Annotated in this window: 18 protein-coding genes; 8 read left to right on the top strand and 10 right to left on the bottom strand. The window is 39.9% G+C overall.

The genetic code is table 11. The features are described from left to right. Positions 1 to 44 precede the first annotated feature (44 nt). Genes R2S57_RS05375 through nirB form a run of 5 tightly spaced genes read right to left on the bottom strand, consistent with a single transcriptional unit; the run spans position 45 to position 8,370 of the window. The gene (locus R2S57_RS05375; RefSeq protein WP_316844037.1) at positions 45 to 3,599 is read right to left on the bottom strand and encodes a molybdopterin-dependent oxidoreductase; all 3,555 of its coding nucleotides are present in this window, start codon (positions 3,597 to 3,599) and stop codon (positions 45 to 47) included. Between the two features lie 27 nt (positions 3,600 to 3,626). Beyond that, positions 3,627 to 4,994, bottom strand: a complete 1,368-nt coding sequence (locus R2S57_RS05370; protein ID WP_316844036.1) for an MFS transporter — start codon at positions 4,992 to 4,994, stop codon at positions 3,627 to 3,629. Positions 4,995 to 5,027: 33 nt separating this feature from the next. Continuing rightward, positions 5,028 to 5,423: a hypothetical protein gene (locus R2S57_RS05365; protein WP_316844035.1), complete on the bottom strand. Its 396-nt coding sequence runs from the start codon at positions 5,421 to 5,423 to the stop codon at positions 5,028 to 5,030. Between the two features lie 58 nt (positions 5,424 to 5,481). Next, entirely contained in the window at positions 5,482 to 5,829 is a 348-nt protein-coding gene (gene nirD, locus R2S57_RS05360; protein WP_316844034.1) for a nitrite reductase small subunit NirD, read from the bottom strand. 27 nt (positions 5,830 to 5,856) lie between these two features. Continuing rightward, entirely contained in the window at positions 5,857 to 8,370 is a 2,514-nt protein-coding gene (gene nirB, locus R2S57_RS05355; protein WP_316844033.1) for a nitrite reductase large subunit NirB, read from the bottom strand. Between the two features lie 253 nt (positions 8,371 to 8,623). Here nirB and cobA point away from each other — a divergent pair, with 253 nt between their 5' ends. Continuing rightward, positions 8,624 to 9,388 carry a uroporphyrinogen-III C-methyltransferase gene (gene cobA, locus R2S57_RS05350; RefSeq protein WP_316844032.1) on the top strand — a complete coding sequence of 255 codons (765 nt, stop codon included), beginning with the start codon at positions 8,624 to 8,626 and terminating at the stop codon, positions 9,386 to 9,388. 384 nt (positions 9,389 to 9,772) lie between these two features. Here the strand turns inward: cobA and R2S57_RS05345 are convergent, their stop codons facing one another. From R2S57_RS05345 to R2S57_RS05335, 3 genes are all read right to left on the bottom strand, one after another. Beyond that, positions 9,773 to 10,492 (bottom strand): DUF481 domain-containing protein, encoded by a 720-nt coding sequence (locus R2S57_RS05345; protein ID WP_316844031.1) that lies wholly within the window; start codon positions 10,490 to 10,492, stop codon positions 9,773 to 9,775. 43 nt (positions 10,493 to 10,535) lie between these two features. Next, positions 10,536 to 10,787: a hypothetical protein gene (locus R2S57_RS05340; RefSeq protein WP_316844030.1), complete on the bottom strand. Its 252-nt coding sequence runs from the start codon at positions 10,785 to 10,787 to the stop codon at positions 10,536 to 10,538. A 134-nt stretch (positions 10,788 to 10,921) separates the two neighbouring features. After that, positions 10,922 to 12,271 (bottom strand): alpha-L-fucosidase, encoded by a 1,350-nt coding sequence (locus tag R2S57_RS05335; protein ID WP_316844029.1) that lies wholly within the window; start codon positions 12,269 to 12,271, stop codon positions 10,922 to 10,924. 192 nt (positions 12,272 to 12,463) lie between these two features. Between R2S57_RS05335 and R2S57_RS05330 the strand changes: the two genes are divergently transcribed. Together R2S57_RS05330 and R2S57_RS05325 are read left to right on the top strand one after the other, a co-directional pair. Beyond that, positions 12,464 to 13,315, top strand: a complete 852-nt coding sequence (locus tag R2S57_RS05330; RefSeq protein WP_316844028.1) for an SDR family oxidoreductase — start codon at positions 12,464 to 12,466, stop codon at positions 13,313 to 13,315. Positions 13,316 to 13,349: 34 nt separating this feature from the next. Further along, the gene (locus R2S57_RS05325; RefSeq protein ID WP_316844027.1) at positions 13,350 to 14,174 is read left to right on the top strand and encodes an ion transporter; all 825 of its coding nucleotides are present in this window, start codon (positions 13,350 to 13,352) and stop codon (positions 14,172 to 14,174) included. Positions 14,175 to 14,225: 51 nt separating this feature from the next. On the opposite strand, the gene R2S57_RS05320 is transcribed toward R2S57_RS05325, so the two are convergent. Continuing rightward, positions 14,226 to 14,534, bottom strand: coding sequence for a hypothetical protein (locus R2S57_RS05320; protein ID WP_316844026.1), 309 nt, complete (start codon positions 14,532 to 14,534; stop codon positions 14,226 to 14,228). Between the two features lie 165 nt (positions 14,535 to 14,699). Here R2S57_RS05320 and R2S57_RS05315 point away from each other — a divergent pair, with 165 nt between their 5' ends. The 4 genes from R2S57_RS05315 (at position 14,700) to R2S57_RS05300 (ending at position 20,097) form a co-directional block, all read left to right on the top strand. Next, a complete protein-coding gene (locus R2S57_RS05315) occupies positions 14,700 to 15,383 on the top strand; it encodes a DUF4142 domain-containing protein (RefSeq protein WP_316844025.1) in 684 nt (227 codons plus the stop codon). A 99-nt stretch (positions 15,384 to 15,482) separates the two neighbouring features. Continuing rightward, positions 15,483 to 17,252 (top strand): FAD-dependent oxidoreductase, encoded by a 1,770-nt coding sequence (locus R2S57_RS05310; protein ID WP_316844024.1) that lies wholly within the window; start codon positions 15,483 to 15,485, stop codon positions 17,250 to 17,252. Positions 17,253 to 17,322: 70 nt separating this feature from the next. Next, positions 17,323 to 19,272, top strand: coding sequence for a glycoside hydrolase family 97 protein (locus tag R2S57_RS05305; protein WP_316844023.1), 1,950 nt, complete (start codon positions 17,323 to 17,325; stop codon positions 19,270 to 19,272). Between the two features lie 228 nt (positions 19,273 to 19,500). Further along, a complete protein-coding gene (locus R2S57_RS05300; RefSeq protein ID WP_316844022.1) occupies positions 19,501 to 20,097 on the top strand; it encodes an FMN-dependent NADH-azoreductase in 597 nt (198 codons plus the stop codon). 79 nt (positions 20,098 to 20,176) lie between these two features. On the opposite strand, the gene R2S57_RS05295 is transcribed toward R2S57_RS05300, so the two are convergent. After that, on the bottom strand, positions 20,177 to 20,539 hold the full coding sequence (locus R2S57_RS05295) for a response regulator transcription factor (RefSeq protein ID WP_316844021.1): 363 nt from the start codon (positions 20,537 to 20,539) through the stop codon (positions 20,177 to 20,179). A gap of 258 nt (positions 20,540 to 20,797) precedes the next feature. Between R2S57_RS05295 and R2S57_RS05290 the strand changes: the two genes are divergently transcribed. Beyond that, positions 20,798 to 21,133 carry a hypothetical protein gene (locus R2S57_RS05290; RefSeq protein WP_316844020.1) on the top strand — a complete coding sequence of 112 codons (336 nt, stop codon included), beginning with the start codon at positions 20,798 to 20,800 and terminating at the stop codon, positions 21,131 to 21,133. The last annotated feature ends 205 nt before the right edge of the window (positions 21,134 to 21,338 follow it).

Raw genomic sequence — 21,338 nt, 5'->3', positions numbered from 1 at the left:
TGGATAGATCCTTAAATAACTTCAGGATGACGGACGGACAAAACTTATAATCTATCTGCCAAAGCGGGCTCAGCTTCTGTTTTTAAAACGTTTACAAACGAATCTAAAATAGCTTTAACTTCAGGTCTGCAGCTGCCGCAGCCCATCCCGGCACCTGTGAGCTGGCAAAGCTGCAAATGATCTTTACAGCCATCTTTTATTTTGTTGATCAGATTGCCTTCGCCAACGTTATTGCAGCTGCAAACGGTTTTACCGATAATAGGCTCGGTTGTTTTTCCGCTCCTTAACAGTTGAAGCCGTTTTTCGCTTAGCTCCATTTTATTTTCGATCAGGTTTCGGAATTCTAAAAATTCACTTTTATCGCCAATTAATATGGCTCCAACCAATTTGTCGTTATGTACAATGCATTTTTTGTAATAACGTTTAGCTTTATCGATGAAAACAATTTCTTCATAAGTCGGATCGTTGTTTGGTATTTCGGCCAGTCCCAAAGAGCAGAGTTCCAGGCTGTGCATCTTAAGGATATTCATCAATAAACTCCCCTGGTAAAATTTGGCTATATCTCCACAGAGAAACCGGGCAACAATTTCGGCCTGTTGTTCTGCCGCTGCGGTAATGCCATACATCTGGCCTTTAAATTCAGCAATTTCGCCAATGGCATAAATGTCCGGTTCGTTCGTCCTCAAATATTCATCAACCACTACGCCGCGTTTACATTCAATGCCGGCTTCTTTAATCAGTTCGGTGTTTGGGACTGTACCGATGGCAATTACTAAAGATTCGCAGTTGAGCAATAAACCACTTTTTAAACGGATGCTCGATATACTTTTTTCACCGATAATGCGGTCTACCTCATCGTTATAGAAAATTTCGATGCCCTTACTGATCAGTTCTTCATGAAGCAATTGACTGCCAAGGGCATCTAACTGGCGGCCCATTAATCGGGATATCCTTTGAATGATGGCTACTTTTGATCCGGTTTCGGCAAGGGAAGTCGCCAGTTCGATCCCCAATAAGCCACCACCTACAATTACAACCTTTCCATTTGTGGTGTCGATATGGTTTTTAAAGCTATCGGCATCATTTCGACTGCGCATGGTAAATACCCCTTTTATTTTGGGGATGTCTTTAAGTACAAAAGCCCTGCTGCCAGTAGCGAGAAGCAGAATGTCGTAATGGTGAATTTTGCCGTTGCTGTCGATAACCGTTTTATCTTCTTTGTTAATCTTGTCGATGCCCAAACCACGATGGAGTTTGATGCTGTAATCGCTTTCCTCATTATCGCTCATTTTAATGAGGCTGTGCCAGGGTAAAGTACCGATGATATAATCGGGGAGCAACACCCTGTTGTAAAAAGGAAAGTTTTCTTTGCTGAAAATCTCAATCTCATCTTCGGTATTCAAAGCCCTGTAGCTTTTAACAAAACCGCACGCTCCGGCGCCTGCACCAATTACAATAATTTTTTGTCTGGCTTTTTTGTACAGTTTCACCTGAACCGCACTGAATTTAAAATCGGGTTCTTTACTCTGTTGATCTACAAGATTATTGGTGAGGTTATTTACGCGGTTTAAATCACTTTTTAAGATTTTGCCCCAGTGCATGGGCATAAAAACAACTCCCGGTTTAATGTCTTCAGAGAACTTTGCTTTTACCCGAACATTTCCACGTAAGCTGGAGATTTCGATGATATCATTGTCTTTAATGTTTCTGAATTTTGCATCAACGGGGTTAATTTCTAAGAAAGATTCGCTAATGTGCTGATTCAGTTTATTTACCTTGCCTGTTTTACTACGGGTGTGCCATTGATCACGGATTCTCCCCGTAGTTAAAATCAATGGATGTGCTGGTGTTAAGGCTTCTGATTGGTTCTGGTCATCGAATGATAAGATATTGGCTCTTTTATCTGGCGTATAAAACTGGTGATCGGTAAATAACCTGGCTGTACCGAAAGCTTTCACTTCTTTTGGATATGGCCATTGCACAGCTCTTTTATCTTTTAAAATCTGATAGTTCAAGCCGCTGATATCGATGTTTGTCCCTGCAGTTAAAGCTGCATGTTCGTCGTATATTTCGGATGCATTTTTAAAGTCGAAACCATGGTAGCCCATCTTTTTCGCAAAGCGGCAGATGATTTCCGAATCGGCTAAAGCCTCGCCGGGTGCTTCCGTTACTTTACTCAGGTAGGAGATGTACCTTCCTGCATTGGTCATGGTGCCTTCTTTTTCTACCCATGCCGCTGCAGGTAACACCACATCAGCGTATTTTAAGGTTTCCACTTTATTGCTGATGTCCTGAACAACAACAAATTTTGCCTTTTTTAACCCTTCTTCTGCGGCGCGTACATCGGGTAGACTAATTAGCGGATTGGTACATAAAATCCATATGGCTTTAAGTTTTCCACTATTCAGTTCATCGAACATTTCGGTGGCGGTTAATCCTGGCTTAGCTTGAATGGTACCCAGTGGAATCTGCCAGAATTTTTCTACTTCATTGCGGTGACTTTCATTGCTTAAAATACGGTGTGCAGGTAATAAGTTACTCAAACCGCCAACTTCACGGCCCCCCATGGCATTGGGCTGTCCGGTTAGAGAAAAAGGACCGCTGCCAGGTTTTCCAATGCAACCGGTTATCAGGTTTAAGTTAATGAGTGAAAGGTTTTTGTTTGTGCCTACTACACTCTGGTTAAGGCCCATGGTCCACATGGTGATAAAACCTTTTGCATGGCCAATGTAAGACGCCACCAAACGGATATCGCTTTCCGTTATACCGCAGATTGTTGCAGCTTCAGTTAAGGTGGTGCCAAAAACGGTGTTATGGTATTTTTCATAACCGTTGGTGCTGTTCATGATAAAATCGGCATCCACTTTTCCATCTTCGATTAAACACCTGCCGATGGCGTGGTGAAGCGTAATATCAGTCCCTGGATTAAGCTGTAAATGAACATTGGCGAGCGAACAGGTTTGCGTTTTCCGTGGATCGCTCACAATGATCTTTAAATCTGGGTTTTTCTGTTTCGCGGCTTCAACACGGCGCCATAGGATAGGATGGCACCATGCCGGGTTTGCGCCTGCCACAAAAATACAATCGGCAATTTCAATATCATCATAACTAATGGGTACGGTGTCTTCACCTAAACTCATTTTATAACCAACAACCGCGCTGCTCATACATAAACGGCTGTTGGTATCGATGTTATTGCTGCCGATAAATCCTTTAATCAGTTTGTTTACTACATAATATTCTTCTGTTAAACACTGTCCGCTGGCATAAAAAGCTACACTATCCGGACCATGTTTTTTGATGAGTGCTTTAAAAACGGCTGCTGTTCTATCCAATGCGGTATCCCAGCTTACCCTTTGTAAAGGCATATTTTTATTGTAGCGCATTTCAGGGTAAAGCAATCTGTCGCTTTTATCATTTGCGGTATAATGAAGATTCATACCCTTGCTGCACAACATACCTTTGTTTACAGGGTGGTTTTTATCTCCTTCAACTGTTATTCGCTCGTGGATATCTTTATTGACCACAATACCACAGCCTACTCCGCAATAACAGCAGGTAGTTGATTTGCTTGGCGATATGTTTTTTTCTGCTTTCAAATGAGATCGGCTTGTGTGGTTGATGGTTTACTTGCTCGGGGTAAGTACGAGATCTTCTACTGTTGATCTTTTCTGCGCCATCACTGTTCTGAAGATGAATACTGCAACGCCGATCCCCAGTATAATAAAACCTAGAAAAGTAAATGCGCTGGTATAATCAATCAGGTCTTTTTGAACACTAAGTCCGTTTTCGATTACATTTTTGGTTGCATGGTTGGCTTTGGCTTTAAACATAAAAGCAATTAGCATGGCGCCAATATTCCCACCAGCACCTACAATACCCGCTACACTGCCCACTGCGAGTGGATTGATGAAAGGAACAAGACTGTAAGTGGCACCATTGGCCATTTTTAAACTCAAACCAAAAACGAACATCATAAAGATGGCCATCCCGATATTGCCCGATTTGGCAAACCAGATTAAACCGACGCCCTCTAAAAGGAGTAACAGGGCCAATAAAAGTGTTTTACCATCAAATCCCCAGGTTTTACCTATTTTATCGGCTACAATGCCGCCCAATGGCCTGGCAAAAACATTGATCCAGCCAAAAATTCCGGCAACCATACCTGCAATGGCAATGGTTGCGCCGAATGAGTCGGTAAAGAAGATCGGCGCAAAGTTATCTACCGTTATTTCTACACCGAAGCAAGCGGCATATGCAATGGTTAAAATCCAGGTGCGGTAATCTTTTGCGGCGAGCAAAAAAGTGTTTTTGGTACTTTTTACATTTTCATCTTTCAGATCCTTAAAATCTCCTTGCGGAGTATCTAAGGTATACCGGTTGTATAAAAAGGCGCAGATTAAAAGCATTACACCGGGAAATATCATGGCATATCGCCAACTGTCGGCAGTACTGCAAAAGCCCAGCGCAGTAATGCCCGATGCAATTAATGGCATAAATAAATTGGCTGCGCCACCACCGGCATTGCCGAAACCACCCGCTGTTGCATTTGCCGTTCCCTTAATGTTGGAAGCAAACATAATCGAAGTGTGAAACTGGGTAATTACAAATGATGCACCGATTACGCCAATCGCCAGGCGGAAAAGTAAAAAAGAAGTATAGGAATTGCTCGTGCCAATTAATAAAACTGGAATGGCGCAGCTCACCAAAAGCCAGGTATAGATGAGCTTGGGGCCAAATTTATCAATTAACCGCCCGATGAGTAAACGGGCAATTATGGTGGCCGATACCGATGCAATCTGAATATTGCCCACCTGGTCTTTGGTGAGGTGAAGCTGTTCTCTTGCAATTTTCATTAAGGGAGCCATCCCGAACCAGGCAAAAAAGCAAAAGAAAAAAGTTAGCCAGGTGATGTGGAAGGTTTTCATCTGGACACCTTTGAGTGAGAATATATTTAATTTATCTAACGGTTTCGTAATGGAGTTGAGTGTCATAATGATCAGTTTAAACGTAATAAATTGGATCTTTTAAAATTTATAACCTATGCCCAGGCCAGCATTCCATTCGCCATTTTTGAGTGCAGTTTTAGGATTGTAATATAGCGGGACTTGTAACGCGATATGGCGAAATGCTGCCGTTAAACCAAAGCCAAGATTGGGCGTGAGTGCCGCATTTTTTGGCGCACCTGCAGCAACTTTATCTTCTTTGATGCGTAAGCTGGGAAGAAGTCCTAGTAATACAGTGTATGGTTTTTTGCTAAACTTGATACTCGGGCCAGTGCAGTTTATAAAAGCGCCATGGTCAACATATCCGGCAACTAAGGTGCCATCAAACAGAACAGCTTTGGTTTGCGATTTAGCAGAAAAAAAGAACAAGGAAAGTGCAAGGCAGCCTGTTATGGCCGCATAATTAGAAATCTTCATGTTGTTTTGGTTTGGGTTAAATTTTTATCCGGAAAGGTTTAAATCTTAGTGGGTCAGGTTAAGATTTTGGTGTTGTACCAATATAAACAGTTCCGTTTTCTATCTTTACAGGATAGGTTTTTATGGCGCATTCGTCGCCACTTAAACATTCGCCAGTGCTCAGCGAGAATGTTTTTTTGTGAAAAGGGCAGGCTACCTTAGGTTCATCGGTAGTGGTTCCAATCATTCCACGGCTCAATGCCATCTGTTTTTTATGCGGGCATTCATTTTGTGTGGCGTACCACTCATTTCTTCTGGTGAAATAGAAGAGCGCAATCTGATGTTCACCATGTTTCACACAAACGCCACCGTTCTCAATGGCCTCCTCGACTCGGCAGGCTGCCAGCCAATTTGATTGTTCGTTCATAATTTTGGGTTTTATAAGGATTTAATGTTAAATAGTTTTCCATTCTGCAGTTCTTTTTTGGCCGCGCATTTCAACAAATTCTATCGTAGGGTCTTTGTCTTCAGGTGCATTTACAAAATGAGAGAACCTTTTTCTGATCGCCGGATTTTCTACCGCCTCTTTCCATTCGCATTTATAAGTAGCAATCAAATTTTCTATTTCTTTTTCCCATTGTGCTGCCATTCCTAGACTATCATTGATGACTACATTCCGTAGGTAATCGATTCCGCCTTCCATTTTGTTTAACCAGGTTGCGGTTCTGGTAAGCGGGTCGGCGGTGCGGATGTAAAACATCAAAAATCTGTCGATGTATTGAATACAGGTTTCGCTGTCGAGGTCGGTTGCCAATAAAAGGGCGTGTTGTGGTTTGCTTCCTCCATTTCCACATACGTATAAATTCCAGCCTTTTTCGGTAGCGATAATACCGAAATCTTTACTTTGGGCTTCGGCACACTCTCTGATACAGCCACTTACTGCCGATTTAAATTTATGCGGTGCACGAATGCCCCTGTATCTTTCTTCGATCCTGATGGCAAAACTTACACTGTCGTGCAAACCAAACCTACACCAGGTACTGCCGACACAGCTTTTAACCGTTCTTAAACCTTTTCCATAAGCATGTCCGCTTTCAAAACCCGCTGCAATTAATTCTTCCCAGATAATGGGCAGATCGTTTAGGTGTGCGCCAAACATATCAATACGTTGGCCGCCTGTAATTTTGGTATAGAGGTTATATTTTTTGGCAACTTCGCCGATTACGATCAATTTATCGGGGGTAATTTCGCCTCCAGGAACCCTTGGTACCACAGAGTACGAACCTCCTTTTTGAATATTGGCCAGAAAACGGTCGTTGCTATCCTGTGCCACATCGTTTCCTTTTTTAAGGATCATTTCGTTCCATAGGCTGGCCAGAAGTGAGGATACCAACGGTTTGCATACTTCGCAACCATCGTTTTTACCCAAGGCATCCAATACTGCGTCATAACTTTTTAATTCATGAATATGGATGAGGTCAAAAAGCTCTTGTCGGCTATAATTAAAGTGCTCGCAAATTATATTTTTAATGTATTTGCCCTGCGATTTTAAGGTATAAGTCATTAAATCTTTTACCATTGGCAAACAGCCACCACAACCTGTACCTGCCTTGGTGCATTTTTTCAGGTCATCAATATTTTCGCAAGAACCATCGGCCACGGCCGAACAGATGTCACCTTTACTTACGCCTTCGCAACTACAGATTAATGCGCTATCGGGCAGGGTTGTAATTCCAGTTCCGCCGGCAGACTCAATTCCGCCTCGCGCACCCAGAATGAGTTCTTCAGGATTTTCTGGTAATACGATGCGGTTATTAGAGGTTTGCAACAGCAGGTTATAGGCTGTTGCATCTCCAATTAATATACCTCCTAAAAGGTATTGCCCGTCATTACTCACATTTATTCTTTTATAAACGCCTTTATGTTTGTTTTCGAAGATGATGGTACGGCAATCGGGTTCGGTGATAAAATTATCACCAAAACTGGCCACATCAATACCGATCAGTTTGAGTTTGGTGCTCATATCAAAGCCTGTGAAAGTTTTGTCACCTTCGCAAAGATTTGCCGCCAGTACTTCGGCCATTTCGTAGCCAGGAGCAATCAGTCCATAAATCATCCCGTCGTATAAGGCACATTCACCGATCGCAAATATTGCAGGGTCGTTAGTCTGCATTTTTTCGTCAACCACAATCCCACCGCGTGGACCAACCTCAATGCCGCAGGCTTTCGCCAGTTCATCGCGTGGTTTTATCCCGGCAGAGATCACCAGCATATCTACATTCAAAGCGGTATCATCACTAAACTTTAAGGCGGTTATTTGGCCATCACCTTCAATACTGGTGGTGTTTTTATTTAAATGGATCTGCAATCCAAGATCTGCAAGTTTAGATTTAAGCATGTCGCTGCCAGCCGCATCAATTTGCCTTGGCATTAGGCGGGGTGCAAATTCAATGATACTTGTTTTTTCGATGCCTAGATCGATCAGGGCCTTGGCGGCTTCCAGTCCTAGCAAACCACCGCCGATAACAGAAGCCGTCTTTGCCTTTTTAGCGTAGGCGCTGATGAGGTCCAGATCTTCTATAGTGCGGTAAACAAAAACACCGTCTTTTTCAATTCCAGGGATATTGGGTACGAAAGCACCAGAACCCGTAGCGAAAACAAGAATATCGTAACTATAGTCTGAACCATTGGCGGTATACACTTTTTGAAGTTCGCGGTCTATTTTGGTCACCGGATGATTTAAAAAAAGTGTGATATCTTTTTCCTGGTACCAGTTTTCGGTAGAGAGCGAAAGGTCGTCGGCAGTTTTACCATTAAAGTATTCACTTAAGTGAACACGGTCGTAAGCCCTGCGGGGTTCTTCGCCAAAAACAATAATTTTAAAGAAACTTGTTTTTGATCTTAACTTTTCGCAGAATTTATAGCCTACCATTCCATTTCCTATTACGATTATCTGTGGTTCTTTCATAAATCTTAAAGGTGTTTTGAGTTTGTTAGTTGTTTTAGTTCTTTTTTTTGTATTGAATTATTTGTCGATTGTGATTTTTGTTGCGAATAGTTAGTAAATAAAATCGATATACTAATTAAATATGATTTTTGATATTCAAATATATGTTATAATTGTTTTAAAACTTGTAATTAAATGATTTTTATCATAAAATATTTAATTTTTTAATAAAATTTAATCACTTTTATATTTAAATAGCTAAATCCTTAAAAATATGAATGAAAAAACAACTGATTTTGGGCTTTTTATAATGGGTGGTGGGCCCGGTGATCCGGAATTGATCACTATGAAGGCATTTAATGTGCTGAAAAGAGCAGAAGTTATACTGTATGATAACTTAAGTAGCGATAAATTGCTAGAAATTGCACCAAAAACCTGTAAAATGATCTATGTTGGGAAGCAACCTTATGGGAATTATACTCCACAGGAGAAAATAAATGAATTAATTGTCGAAAATGCTCAGAATTTTAAGGTAACAGTGCGTTTAAAGGGCGGAGATCCCTTTATTTTTGGCAGAGGGTTCGAAGAATTGATATATGCGGAGGCAAGAGGTATAAAATGCCACTATATTCCAGGAATTAGCAGTATGCAGGGAGCAGGTTTTATTGATGTTCCTTTAACGCATCGCGGCATTAGCGAAAGTGTTTGGATTCTTACCGGCACCAAAAAAGATGGTAGTTTAACCGACGACTTGAAATGCGCTATGAAAAGTTCTGCTACAGTGGTGATATACATGGGGATGAAAAAAGTTGGCGAAATTGCCAAAGCCTACTGCGATGCAGGTTTAGGTAATATGCCAGCTGCAATTATTCAGCACGCTACTTTACCCAACCAAAAACAGGTAGTGTGTTCGGTGCAACGTTTACAGGAATCGGCTGAAGAAGCTGGACTAACTTATCCGGCTATTATTATTATAGGTAATGTGGTGCAGGCGAAAGCATATGCGAATTTAAATCAAGGAGAGTTGTTGTCGGCGTAGGCTGGTTCATTGTTCATTGGTGATTAGTTTATTGGTGATGCCCAGGCTGCTTACAGCGATCGCTAAACTTAATGTTTTTAACTGCTTAATGCTCGCCTTTGGGGTTAATTGTTTAAACTGGTTAATCGGTTAATTGACTGCAACACTAAACTAAAATAGCTCTTCGACCTCGCTTAGGGTGGTTTCTCACGGTAATGGAATCAAGACTAAGGACTTCAGAACACGGACTTGTCAATTGACTATACACTTAAATGATCTTATATTTCTTAAATGGTGAAAAATTTGTAACCGGTTATCTGGTTAACGAAAAAGATCCTTCACTGCGTTCAGGATGACAAATCAAGGGTAATCGACTAAGGACTCAAGACTCTGGACTTCAGACTATTAAAAATACTTATCAAGCGTCAATCCATACGTTAGGTTGAGGTTTTCGCTACGGGTAATATTTAGTTTATTATAGGTGAGCGCAGTGGTGAGGCTAATCCATTTGCGGAGTTTTAAGCCAACTGTGGTGCTAGAGCGGATAATGTAATCGCCTTTTCTAGTGAATGAGTTTTGGAGAAAATGGTTTCCGTCGATCGTAATCAGCTCCTTTATAGCAAAATGATATTGTAATCTTAACGAATTTCTATAGGTATGATAACTATCGCCAACAATTAAGCTACTTTGATCAAACAACACGCCATTGCTTAAATTAACGTAGGCATTTGTCCTATCTAGTATGCTGTAAGCAATTCCGCCACCGGCAAGCAATTGGTTTTTTAATTTTAGCGAATAACTGGTGTTGTAATTCACCAAACCCCAATAGTAAAAATGAGGAATGGTTTTGTATAGATTGAAGTTAAGCGTTGTCGAAAAGTCGTTATTGGTTAAATTGTTGTTTTGTTTACCATAAAGCCAGGCCGAGCTGGAGTTTAAAACAAAACTTTCCTTTTTCATGCCGAAATTAAGCGCATTGTTTAATAAATAGGCCCGATCTTCATTTGTTCGGTTAATCGATCCGGTTGAAGTAAGCAATACATGGTAATTGGTGCTATCCGTATATTGACCAAAAGATTTAGCATAACATGAACAGAGTAAAAGTAGCGGTGCAAAAAACTTCATAAATCTTTTAACATCTATTGCCCTTAATATGTTTAGCCTGAATTTAATTCAGATCATACCATTTAGGTACCGGAATATATTCGGGGTTCCATATCATTTCATCCTTTTCGTTTTTATAACCAGCAGAAATCAGTTCGATACGCGGCTCTTCTTCTACAATTTCCTTTTTAAATTGGTAAGCGTCTACCGTTAAATGATGGTAGAGTTTATCTTGTTCTATTTTGCTTTCGGTTAACAGGATCAAAGCATTTTCACCCGTTTTCAGGGTATAAATAAATGTGCCTTTTACTTTCATGATGCGTTTTTTTATTTGAAGACAATAAAACACGCGATAAGTTTTGTTCTTTTTTGGTTAAAACCCATGTTTTTGCCCAATAAAAAAAGCCTGCAAGATTTAACATGCAGGCTCTCTGATTAATATAGGTAAGCTTAATTTAACGTTAATTCGATTACGGGAATCTCGAAATCGGGTTTTTTCTTAGGTAGTTTTAACACCAGGTTATTTCCGGTAGATTTTTCTGTATCAATCTGTAGTTCGGAGTTATCGTGTAAAAACTGGGCATACTTTGCTTTGTCTTTATAACCCTCTAATGTAATGTATCCTGTATTTGGGTATTCGAAAAGGTGTACATATAATTTTTTCGCATCTTTATTGTAGGTGAGTTTTACGCCTTCTGCCGCTTTAAACTCCGCTGGTGCAAAAGTGCAATGGTAAATGGATTTCGAATTGGCATGCATCCATAAACTCAGACTGTCTAATGCCGTAACCGCACGATTGTCGAATTCGCCACGGGCGGTAGGACCAACGTTTAATAATAAATTACCTCCATTGGCCACCGAAGTAATCAACAGGTCCAATAATTTCCTGTTGCTTTTCCAGGTATTTTCGTCGCGGTGATAGCCCCATGAACCAGAGAAAGTTTGACAGGTTTCCCAAACTTTGCCACGGTACTTTTCTAATTCTTTAGGACCAACCTGTTCTGGTGTTTCGAAATCGGTTCCGTCTTCATAATCATTCAGGTCTAAACGGTTATCTACTATAATTTGAGGCTGCAATTTTCTGATCTGCTTCAGCAAAGCTACCGAGCCCCAATCGTCGCGGCCCTTACCATGTTTGCCAGGATAAGAGAAATCCGCCCAAAGGATATCGATTTTGCCGTATTTGGTTAATAACTCAGTTACCTGGTTGTACAGGTATTTACGGTATTTGGCCATATCCCTGTTTTTATTGAGTGCTGCATACGCTTCGTCGCTTTCAGGCTGCGGCCTTAAAGGGTGATATTGGTCGACAGGGAAATCAGGATGGTGCCAGTCAATCAGCGAATAGTAAAAGCCTACTTTGATACCCTCTGCACGGAAAGCCTCCACAAATTCTTTAACAAGATCTCTTTTAGCCTGCGTATTGGTTGCTTTATAATCGGTGTATTTGCTGTCGAACAAGTTGAAACCTTCGTGGTGTTTGGTGGTTAATACCGCATATTTCATTCCTGCAGCTTTGGCTTCCTTTGCCCACTTTTTAGGATCGAAAAGATCAGGGTTAAACTGATCGAAGTATTTTTGGTAAGTTTCGTTGGTAATGCGTTCGTAATTTCTTATCCATTCGTGTCGGGCAGGTAAAGCATAAAGCCCCCAGTGGATAAACATCCCGAAACGGGCGTCCGTCCACCATTCCATTCTTTTTGTTTTTTGAGCGGCAGTTTCGTTACCTAATCGCTTTTGGGCAAAGCCTGGTAAGATTAAGCTGAGTACCAGCAAAGCCGATAAAATTGTTTTTTTCATTTTGTGGTTTTTTGGTTAGGATTAAAGGACTAATTTACTGCGCTATAGGTTTCGAAAATGTTGGCGTATGAGCAAAATATTAAGGGAAATTGGTTTATGTTCCGATGGATAAGATAATCCTCATTAAAACTTTGAAGATGTTATTCTTGTTTAAATGGCAGCATGAAGGAATTTTAATTTGATAAAAAAGCCATGAAGACTCAAAAAACACCTGCTAAACAAAATAAACAACCAGGCATAGAAGCCAAAATGAATCCGAGACCTGAAGTGATTAAGGCCAGTTATAAAGGCGCAGGCAAGCTAAGCGATAAAGTAGCACTGATTACCGGCGGCGATAGTGGAATTGGCCGTTCGGTAGCTGTTCATTTTGCAAGGGAAGGTGCCGATGTGGCCATTGTTTATCTCGATGAAGATGTAGATGCAAAAGAAACCCAGAAAATGGTGGAGGCTGAGGGTAAAAACTGCTTGTTAATTAAAGGTGACGTTAAAAAGCCTTCATTTTGTAAAAAAGCGGTAGAAACTACTGTTAAAAAACTTGGAAAGATTAATATTCTGGTGAACAATGCCGGCATGCAGGTGCCACAAAAAGATCCAAAGAAAATTGATGATCACCAACTGGAAGATACTTTTCGCACCAATATATTTGGTTATTTCTATTTCGCGCACGAGGTGCTTGAACATTTAAAGGCAGGCGATACCATTATTAATACTACGTCGGTTACGGCTTACCGTTCTTCGCCAAACCTGATTGATTACTCTTCTACCAAGGGGGCCATTACCTCCTTTACCCGATCGCTGGCCACCAATCTGGCTAAAACCGGAATTCGGGTAAATGCGGTTGCGCCTGGTCCGGTATGGACACCCCTTATTGTTTCTACCTTTGATAAAAAAAAGATCAAATCGTTTGGATCGGAAACGGCAATGGAAAGGGCAGGGCAGCCTTCAGAACTTGGTCCGGCTTATGTGTTTTTGGCTTCAGACGACGCGTCTTTTATCACCGGACAGGTTATACATGTGAATGGTGGGGAAGTTGTAAATGGTTAATTTCTGTTAACTTTAACCCTAATCAACTGTTTATATGGCATCAGAACCTTCAAAAGATTGGCGTTTCAAACTACATGAAGTTATTTACGAATCGAATACGCCTGCGGGTAAAGCTTTCGACGTTGGTTTATTGATCGCCATTTTTTCGAGTATTACCGTGGTCATGCTCGATAGTGTGGTGAGTATTCATCAGCAATACGGCAAGATATTCAATATTACCGAATGGATTTTTGCCGCGCTCTTTACCATCGAATATATATTAAGGTTGGTGAGTATCAGAAAACCGATCAGGTATGTATTTAGTCCATTGGGAATTATCGATCTGATTGCGCTATTACCTTCTTATTTAAGTATCTTTTTTATTGGTGCACAGTCGTTACTGGTTTTCAGGGCATTAAGGCTTTTGCGGGTTTTCAGGATATTTAAACTTGGACACTTTCTAACGGAAATCAACTTTTTAACCCAGGCGTTAAAGAACAGTGTCCGTAAAATAAGTATCTTCCTTTTAACGGTTTTAACCATCACCGTGATTCTGGGATCAATTATGTATTTGGTCGAAAAGCGTGAAAATGGTTTTTCTAATATTCCGGAAAGTATTTATTGGGCCATCGTTACCATTACCACTGTTGGTTATGGAGATATTTCACCCATTACCCCATTGGGTAAGTTTGTGGCTTCGGTGGTGATGCTGATCGGTTATGCCATTATTGCTGTACCTACGGGTATCATTACGCATGATATTGCAGTTGCAGCCAGGCAGAAAAAAGAATTACCCGAATCGTGTCCAAGCTGCAGCAGAGAAGGGCATGATAGCGATGCGCTGTTTTGTAAATATTGCGGATCTTCCCTTTTTAAATAAAAAAATGCCAGACCGGTAAGATCTGGCACTTAATTTTGATTAACGATTATTTTACAGCATTTCGCCGTCTTCCTTTTCATAGGCATTTGGATCCTTATCCAGTTCTGCTATGTCAGATTCATTACCCTCTTCAGTTTCATTTTCGGCTACATCTTCATCATCCTCAGGACCTTCTATTTCTTCGTTTAACTGTGTGCCTTCGCCATCAGCAAAGGGAATTTCATCTTCAGTATATTCATCATCTTCTGTTGGTTCAGGAGTTGCGTGTCCTTCAGAGGCATTGCCTTCCGAACGGTTGATCTGGAACTGCTCAATATTTTGAATTTCTTCTTCTGGTTGGTTGTTTTCTTGATTTTCCATAGTATAAGTCTTTTATAATAGAACAGGATCAAATTGGATTAAGTTTAGTGAAAATTTAAAATCTCTAACCCCTTTCGTTGTATAATTGCTAAATGGGCAGGAGATTATTCAAACTTTTTAAACCTTTGCCGGGTTTTATTAAGGTGTTTACCTTAACTAATAACCATGAAAAACCATTTCAATACCAGGAAAATAGCAGTAGTGGGCATGATCATTTCGGCTACTTCATTTAATGCCATTGCAAAAGCGGATTGGCATTATACAACATCACTCGATGATATCCATCAACAGGACAGTTTGACAACTGCCCAATTTTTGCAGCAGGCGGCAATTGCAGGAATGAAAGAGGTTTTAACAGGGAAGCTTGCCGAAGATAAAGCTTCTGATAAAAAGGTAAGGGCCTTTGGTAAAATGATGGTTGACGACCATACCAAAGCCAACGAAGAATTGAGAGGACTGGCAAAACTTAAAAAGGTTGATTTGCCTATGAGTATGCCCGAAGGTGGGCAACGACCAGATGGTAGGGTTGATTCAGCACCTGAAAATTTGAAAGATACTTCCCGTACCAAGAATGCAGGAGGTGAAGCGGGTAATACTGGTTTGGCAAAAGAAACTGGTAATGGTGTTACTGAGGCCGAAGTGACTAATGCAACCGAAAAGCTCAATGGTTTAAGCGGAGCTTCATTTGACAAAGCTTATGTGGAGATGACGGTTGCGGATCATCAAAAGGCTGTTGTACTGTTCGAAAAAGCATCGAAGTCTACCGATGCTGCAGTTAAGTTATATGCCAATAAATACCTGCCCATATTAAAAAGACATTTAAAACAAATTAATACTTTAATTAAATAAATCAGGATAGAATGATGTGTTTTATAAATATCTAAATCGATTTATATTGGTTTTGCAAGTTTAAATAATTAATATATTTGTTTAAACCTAACCGAATATATGTCGTCAGTAAACCATCATTTAATTGCCGGGTTGTTCTTCCGACTGCAACAGGAAGATAGAAGCTTTGGCGGAGAGATCTGCGTTAAACGCTATCTGTTTCGCTTGTTTATATCATTCAATAAGTTCTGCATCTGCTTTATAGCTTGCACTTGTACCTTTTTATTGGCTTATGGTCATTCTAAAGAGGGGCGCCATCAGGCAGATATCGTCATTTATGGCGGAACATCGGCCGGTGTAATTGCGGCTGTGCAGGCTACTAAAATGGGCAAAAGCGTTATTATAGTGTCTCCCGATCTACATTTGGGCGGTTTATCTTCTTCAGGCCTTGGATTTACTGATACTGGTGATAAATCCGTAATTGGTGGTTTGGCCAGAACATTTTACCAAAGAGTTTACCAGCACTATCAACAGGCGGGTGCATGGAACTGGCAAAAAAAAGAAGAATATGGCAACAAAGGACAGGGTATACCCGCCATCGATGGAAAAGACCGTACCATGTGGATTTTCGAACCCCATGTCGCGGAACACATTTTTGAAGATTTGGTAAGGGAAAACAAATTAAAGATTTATCGCAACGAATGGCTAGACCGCAAAGCAGGAGTGGAGATGAAGGGTGGTAAAATCATCAGCATTAAAACGTTATCAGGAAAAATATTCTCTGCCAAAATGTTTATCGATGCTACTTATGAGGGTGATTTAATGGCTGCGGCAAAGGTGAGTTATCATGTGGGGAGAGAAGCAAATGCCACTTATCAGGAACATTGGAATGGTGTACAGGCCATGGTTTTTCAGCACTCCCACTATTTTAAAAATAACATTGATCCCTACAAAACTGCAGGGAATAAAAGCAGCGGTTTGATAACGGGTGTTTCTAATGGTCAACTCGGACAAAATGGAACGGCAGACCATAAACTCCAAGCCTATTGTTACCGGATGTGCCTTACCAATCAGCCCGAAAATAGAATCGAATTTCCAAAACCCGACCGTTACAATCCAATGGATTACGAATTGCTTTTAAGGGTATTCAATGCCGGGTGGAACGAACTTTTTAGTAAATATGACCCTATTCCAAACCATAAAACAGATACCAATAACCATGGGCCCTTTAGTACTGATTTTATTGGGATGAACTATGAATACCCGGAAGCGGGTTATGCAAAGCGAAAAGAGATTTTAAAAGCCCATGAAAATTACCAAAAGGGATTGATGTACTTCATGGCAAACGATCCACGGATGCCAAAAGATATTCAACAGCAACTAAAAACATGGGGATTGGCAAAAGATGAATTTAAAGATAACGGGAACTGGCCATATCAGATTTATGTCCGCGAGGCCAGGAGAATGGTGGGCGATTTTGTCATGACAGAAAATGAAGTGCTTGGCAAAAAAGAAGTACTAAATCCGATAGGGATGGGCTCTTACGCCTTGGATTCTCACAATGTGCAACGTTTCGTTACACCTGAAGGCTTTGTGCAGAATGAAGGTGATATTGGTGTTAAGGCACCAAAACCTTATAGCATTTCCTATCAGGCAATTGTACCAAAGAAAACCGAATGCAAGAATTTATTGGTTCCGGTTTGTTTATCATCATCACATATTGCCTATGGATCTGTGCGGATGGAACCTGTGTTTATGATTCTGGGCCAATCGGCTGCCACGGCTGCATCTTTAGCGATCGATACTCATATCAACATTCAGGATGTAGACTACAATCAATTGAAAAAAATGTTGCTAAATCAAAAACAGTATTTAACTTTAGCTGACTAAAACGATTTATTAAAATAGTTTTAACCGTACGAAACCAAAATAAATTTCTCACAAAGAAACCTGATCAAATATGAAAAAAAACTTATCATTAGTCATTTTGCTACTGCTAACCACAGTAAAACTCTTTAGCGCACCGATAGAATTGTTATCGCCCGATAAAAGGATTAAAGTATCGGTAAACATTAAAGATAAAATCGGCTATGCAGTAACTTTTAACGGGGATCCTTTTTTGACCAACTCATACTTACAGTTAAACCTAGATCAGATCAAGCTTGGGGCCAATGCAAAACTATTGAAAAAAAAACTTTCTTCAGTTAACAGCAGTTCGAATCCGATTGTTTCGCTTAAAAACAGTACCGTGGTAAATCAGTATAATTTATTGCGATTGGATTTCAAAGGCGATTTCAGTGTAGAGTTCAGAGCCTATAACGATGGGATTGCTTACCGTTTTTTGACCAATAAAAAAGACTCGATTACTGTAAATAGTGAGGATGTGCACATCAATTTTAACGATGCTGTTAAAGCTGATTATTTAGAAACAGGAGGATTTAAAACTTCTTATGAAATCCTTTACCGCCAAAATGAGCTTGGAAAGGTGAACAAAGATAAAATGAGCGTACTGCCGATTTTATTTAATACCGGCAAGTACAAAGCTTTGTTGTCAGAAGCGGATCTGTACGATTACCCTTGTTTGTTTGTTAAAGCGGTAGATGATAAAACTGTTGATGCTGTTTTTCCTAAAGTGCCTTTGGCTTTTGGAGAAGATGGCGACAGAAGTAAAAAAATATTAAAAGAAGGAGATTATATTGCCAAAACAACAGGAAAAAGAAGCTTTCCATGGCGTTTTTTAGTAATTACAGATAAAGATACGCAGTTGGCCGCCAACCAAATGGTTTATAAATTAAGTACACCTAACCAATTGCAGGATACCAAATGGATAAAACCTGGTCAGGTAACCTGGGAGTGGTGGCACAATGCTTATGTTTATGGAGTTGATTTTAAATCGGGTTATAACCAGGATACCTATAAATATTATATCGATTTTGCTTCAAAATTTGGTATTCCTTATATTATTATGGACGAAGGATGGGCAAAAACAACGCTTAATCCTTTTGAACCAAATCCAACCATCAACCTACAGGAACTGATTGCTTATGGCAAACAAAAAAATGTAAAGATTGTACTATGGTTTACCTGGCTGGCAGTAGAAAATAACTTCAATATTTTTGAAACTTTAGAGAAATGGGGTATTGCAGGGGTAAAGATCGATTTCATGGACAGGAGCGATCAGTGGATGGTGAATTATTATACCCGTGTGGCCAAAGAAGCAGCTAAACATCATATCCTTGTCGATTTTCACGGCGCATTTAAACCAGCCGGTTTGGAAGTTGCCTATCCGAATGTGCTTTCGTATGAAGGTGTTATAGGAATGGAGCAAAATATAGGTGGTGGCCTTGCTACCCCAAACAACAATTTATTCCTTCCGTTTTTACGTAACGCGGTAGGTCCTATGGATTATACGCCAGGGGCCATGCGTTCTGCTCATAAACAAGATTATAAACCGAGCTGGGTAAATACCATGAGTATAGGTACAAGGGCACATCAACTGGCCATGTATATCGTTTTTGAGAGTGGCTTCCAAATGCTGGCCGATAATCCATTCAATTATTTAAGAGAACCTGAAACCACATCTTTTATTACCAGCGTTCCGGTAACCTGGGATGAAACTAAAATTTTGGAAGCAAGTGTTGGCGAATATATCGTTACAGCGAAACGCAAAGGCGAAAAATGGTTTATCGGTGCCATGGGTAATGATCAGAAGCACGATTTAAAAGTTGAAGCCGGTTTCCTGAAAGCAAATACAAATTATCAGATTACATTGATCAAAGATGGTATCAATGCAGATTTTCAGGCGATGGATTTTAAACGGATTTTAAAACCAATTAAAGCCGGAGAAACAATCGATATTAATATGGTGAAGGATGGTGGTTTTGTCGCTGTAATCGAACCAACCAAGTAGAGGTAAGAAGGTGGAGGGTAGAAAGGTAGAGGGTTGAAAATATTATTCTCAGGAATACATTTATAGTAAAAGGTAGTTTAGCAAAGGGGAGCATTATAAAAAGATCTGCTCCCTTTTTTATTTAAAAAGAATAACCACTATACCAAAGGATAGCACTATCCTTTGGTATAGTAATAGCTTTTTGATACTTCGTATCCATAATTTTGCCAAGCATAAAAAGGCAAAAAAATGAAAATATTACATCTTATATCAAGCCCAAGAGGCGGTGCATCTTTCAGTATTAAATTGGGAAATGCCATAGTAGAAAAATTGCAGGCTGCAAATCCTGATAGTGCTTTAACCGTTCGTAATTTGGCCGAATCGCCATTTCCACATTTAGAAGAGGTGCACATCAATTCTTTCTTTACACCAAAAGAAAACCATACATCAGAATTCACAGAAGCGATAAAACACTCTGATGAGGCCATTGCCGAACTCAAAGATGCTGACGTATTGGTAATTGGGGTGCCATTGTATAATTTTGGTATTCCTTCTACATTAAAATCATGGATTGACCACATTGCACGTGTTGGTCAAACATTCAGCTACTCTGAAAAGGGCCCTGAAGGTTTAGTGAAAAACAAGAAGCTGTATTTAGCCATTTCATCAGGCGGTGTATATTCTGAGGGGCCAATGAAAGCTTACGATTTTACCGAATCTTATTTAAGGTCTGTGCTGGGTTTTCTAGGCATGACAGATGTTACCGTTTATAGAGCAGAAGGTTTAAACATGCCAGACCTCAAAGAAGTGGCATTAGATAAAGCTATTGAAAGTATAACATTTTAAATAGTTCATTAGTCATTAGTTCACTTGTCATTGGTTCAAATTGACTGAAGACCGTGGACTAATGACTTTATACTGAAAATTAAGCAGCCAGATATTTTTCTACCCGATTGGCAAAGTCGTTCAAATCAAAGGGTTTATTGATGAAATCTTCGGCATCACATTTGGCTTTAACTGCATTCAAATGGTTGTTGGCCGACATCATCATCACGGGAATATCGTGTGTTTTGATGTTTCGCTTTAAGCTATTGCAGATATCTAGGCCGTTTCCATCGGGTAGCATAATGTCTAAAATCACCATATCTGGTTTCTGTTTACCCATCTGAAGCCAGAAATCATTGGAATTGGGGCAGGTCTTCACCTCATATTGTTCTTCAATTAATAGAAATTCGATTATTTCCCTAATATTCGGATTATCTTCAACTACATAGATGCACTTTTTCATAAGCTCTACTTTTAGTATTGTTATAACCTATCTTGTTATCAGATGTTTAAGATAGTTATGCACAATGGATGAGTTATTAACCTAATTCCATTTTGCTGGAATGCTCTTATAGCATTTTTAACTTTACTAAAAAAATACACTAATAATTTTTATTACTAATATTTTTAGTATAAATTTGTTTTAGAGGTAGAACAATATGTTATTGATACAATTAGATACGCTGACATATTGATTTAATTATTTAAAACAAAAGGCTTTTTGCCTACCAATATATTTTTTATGACCGTTACCGTTTTACCTATATTCGAAACCGATTTCAGACCAGATGCTTCATTGGGCAGGATTATGAATGAACGCTTGCGGGTTGCTGCGGCAGATCTACAGGATATTCATTTACAGCATTTAAGTGCTATTGGGGAGCGCAAGGATGATTTGGTCGTGTATATGAGTTATAATCCAAAATATACCATAAGATGGCGAGTGGTAAACGATGTGCCGGAAGAGATCGAAAATTTTGTAGCCCAGATTTGTGGCAATTTGGGTTACATCCAATGGAAAACAGCATCCATTAATGTTTTTAAGGGAAGTGAATAATTGTATTTTATAGTGTCGTCATCCTGAATTTATTTCAGGATCTATTAGGTATGACCGTGGCTATAGTGTGTTGATCATTTTGATTGCAACTTATCAGGGCCAAAAAAAGATGCTGAACTGAATCGGATAGCTATCGGATCAGCATGATGATTCCTCCTTTATGGTATAACAAAAGCAATCAATAAAAAAAAGAGTTGCCAAATAA

It is taken from the genome of Pedobacter psychrodurus (genome assembly GCF_032678585.1).
Classification (GTDB): domain Bacteria; phylum Bacteroidota; class Bacteroidia; order Sphingobacteriales; family Sphingobacteriaceae; genus Pedobacter; species Pedobacter psychrodurus_A.
This window is presented reverse-complemented; position numbering and strand designations above follow the sequence as displayed.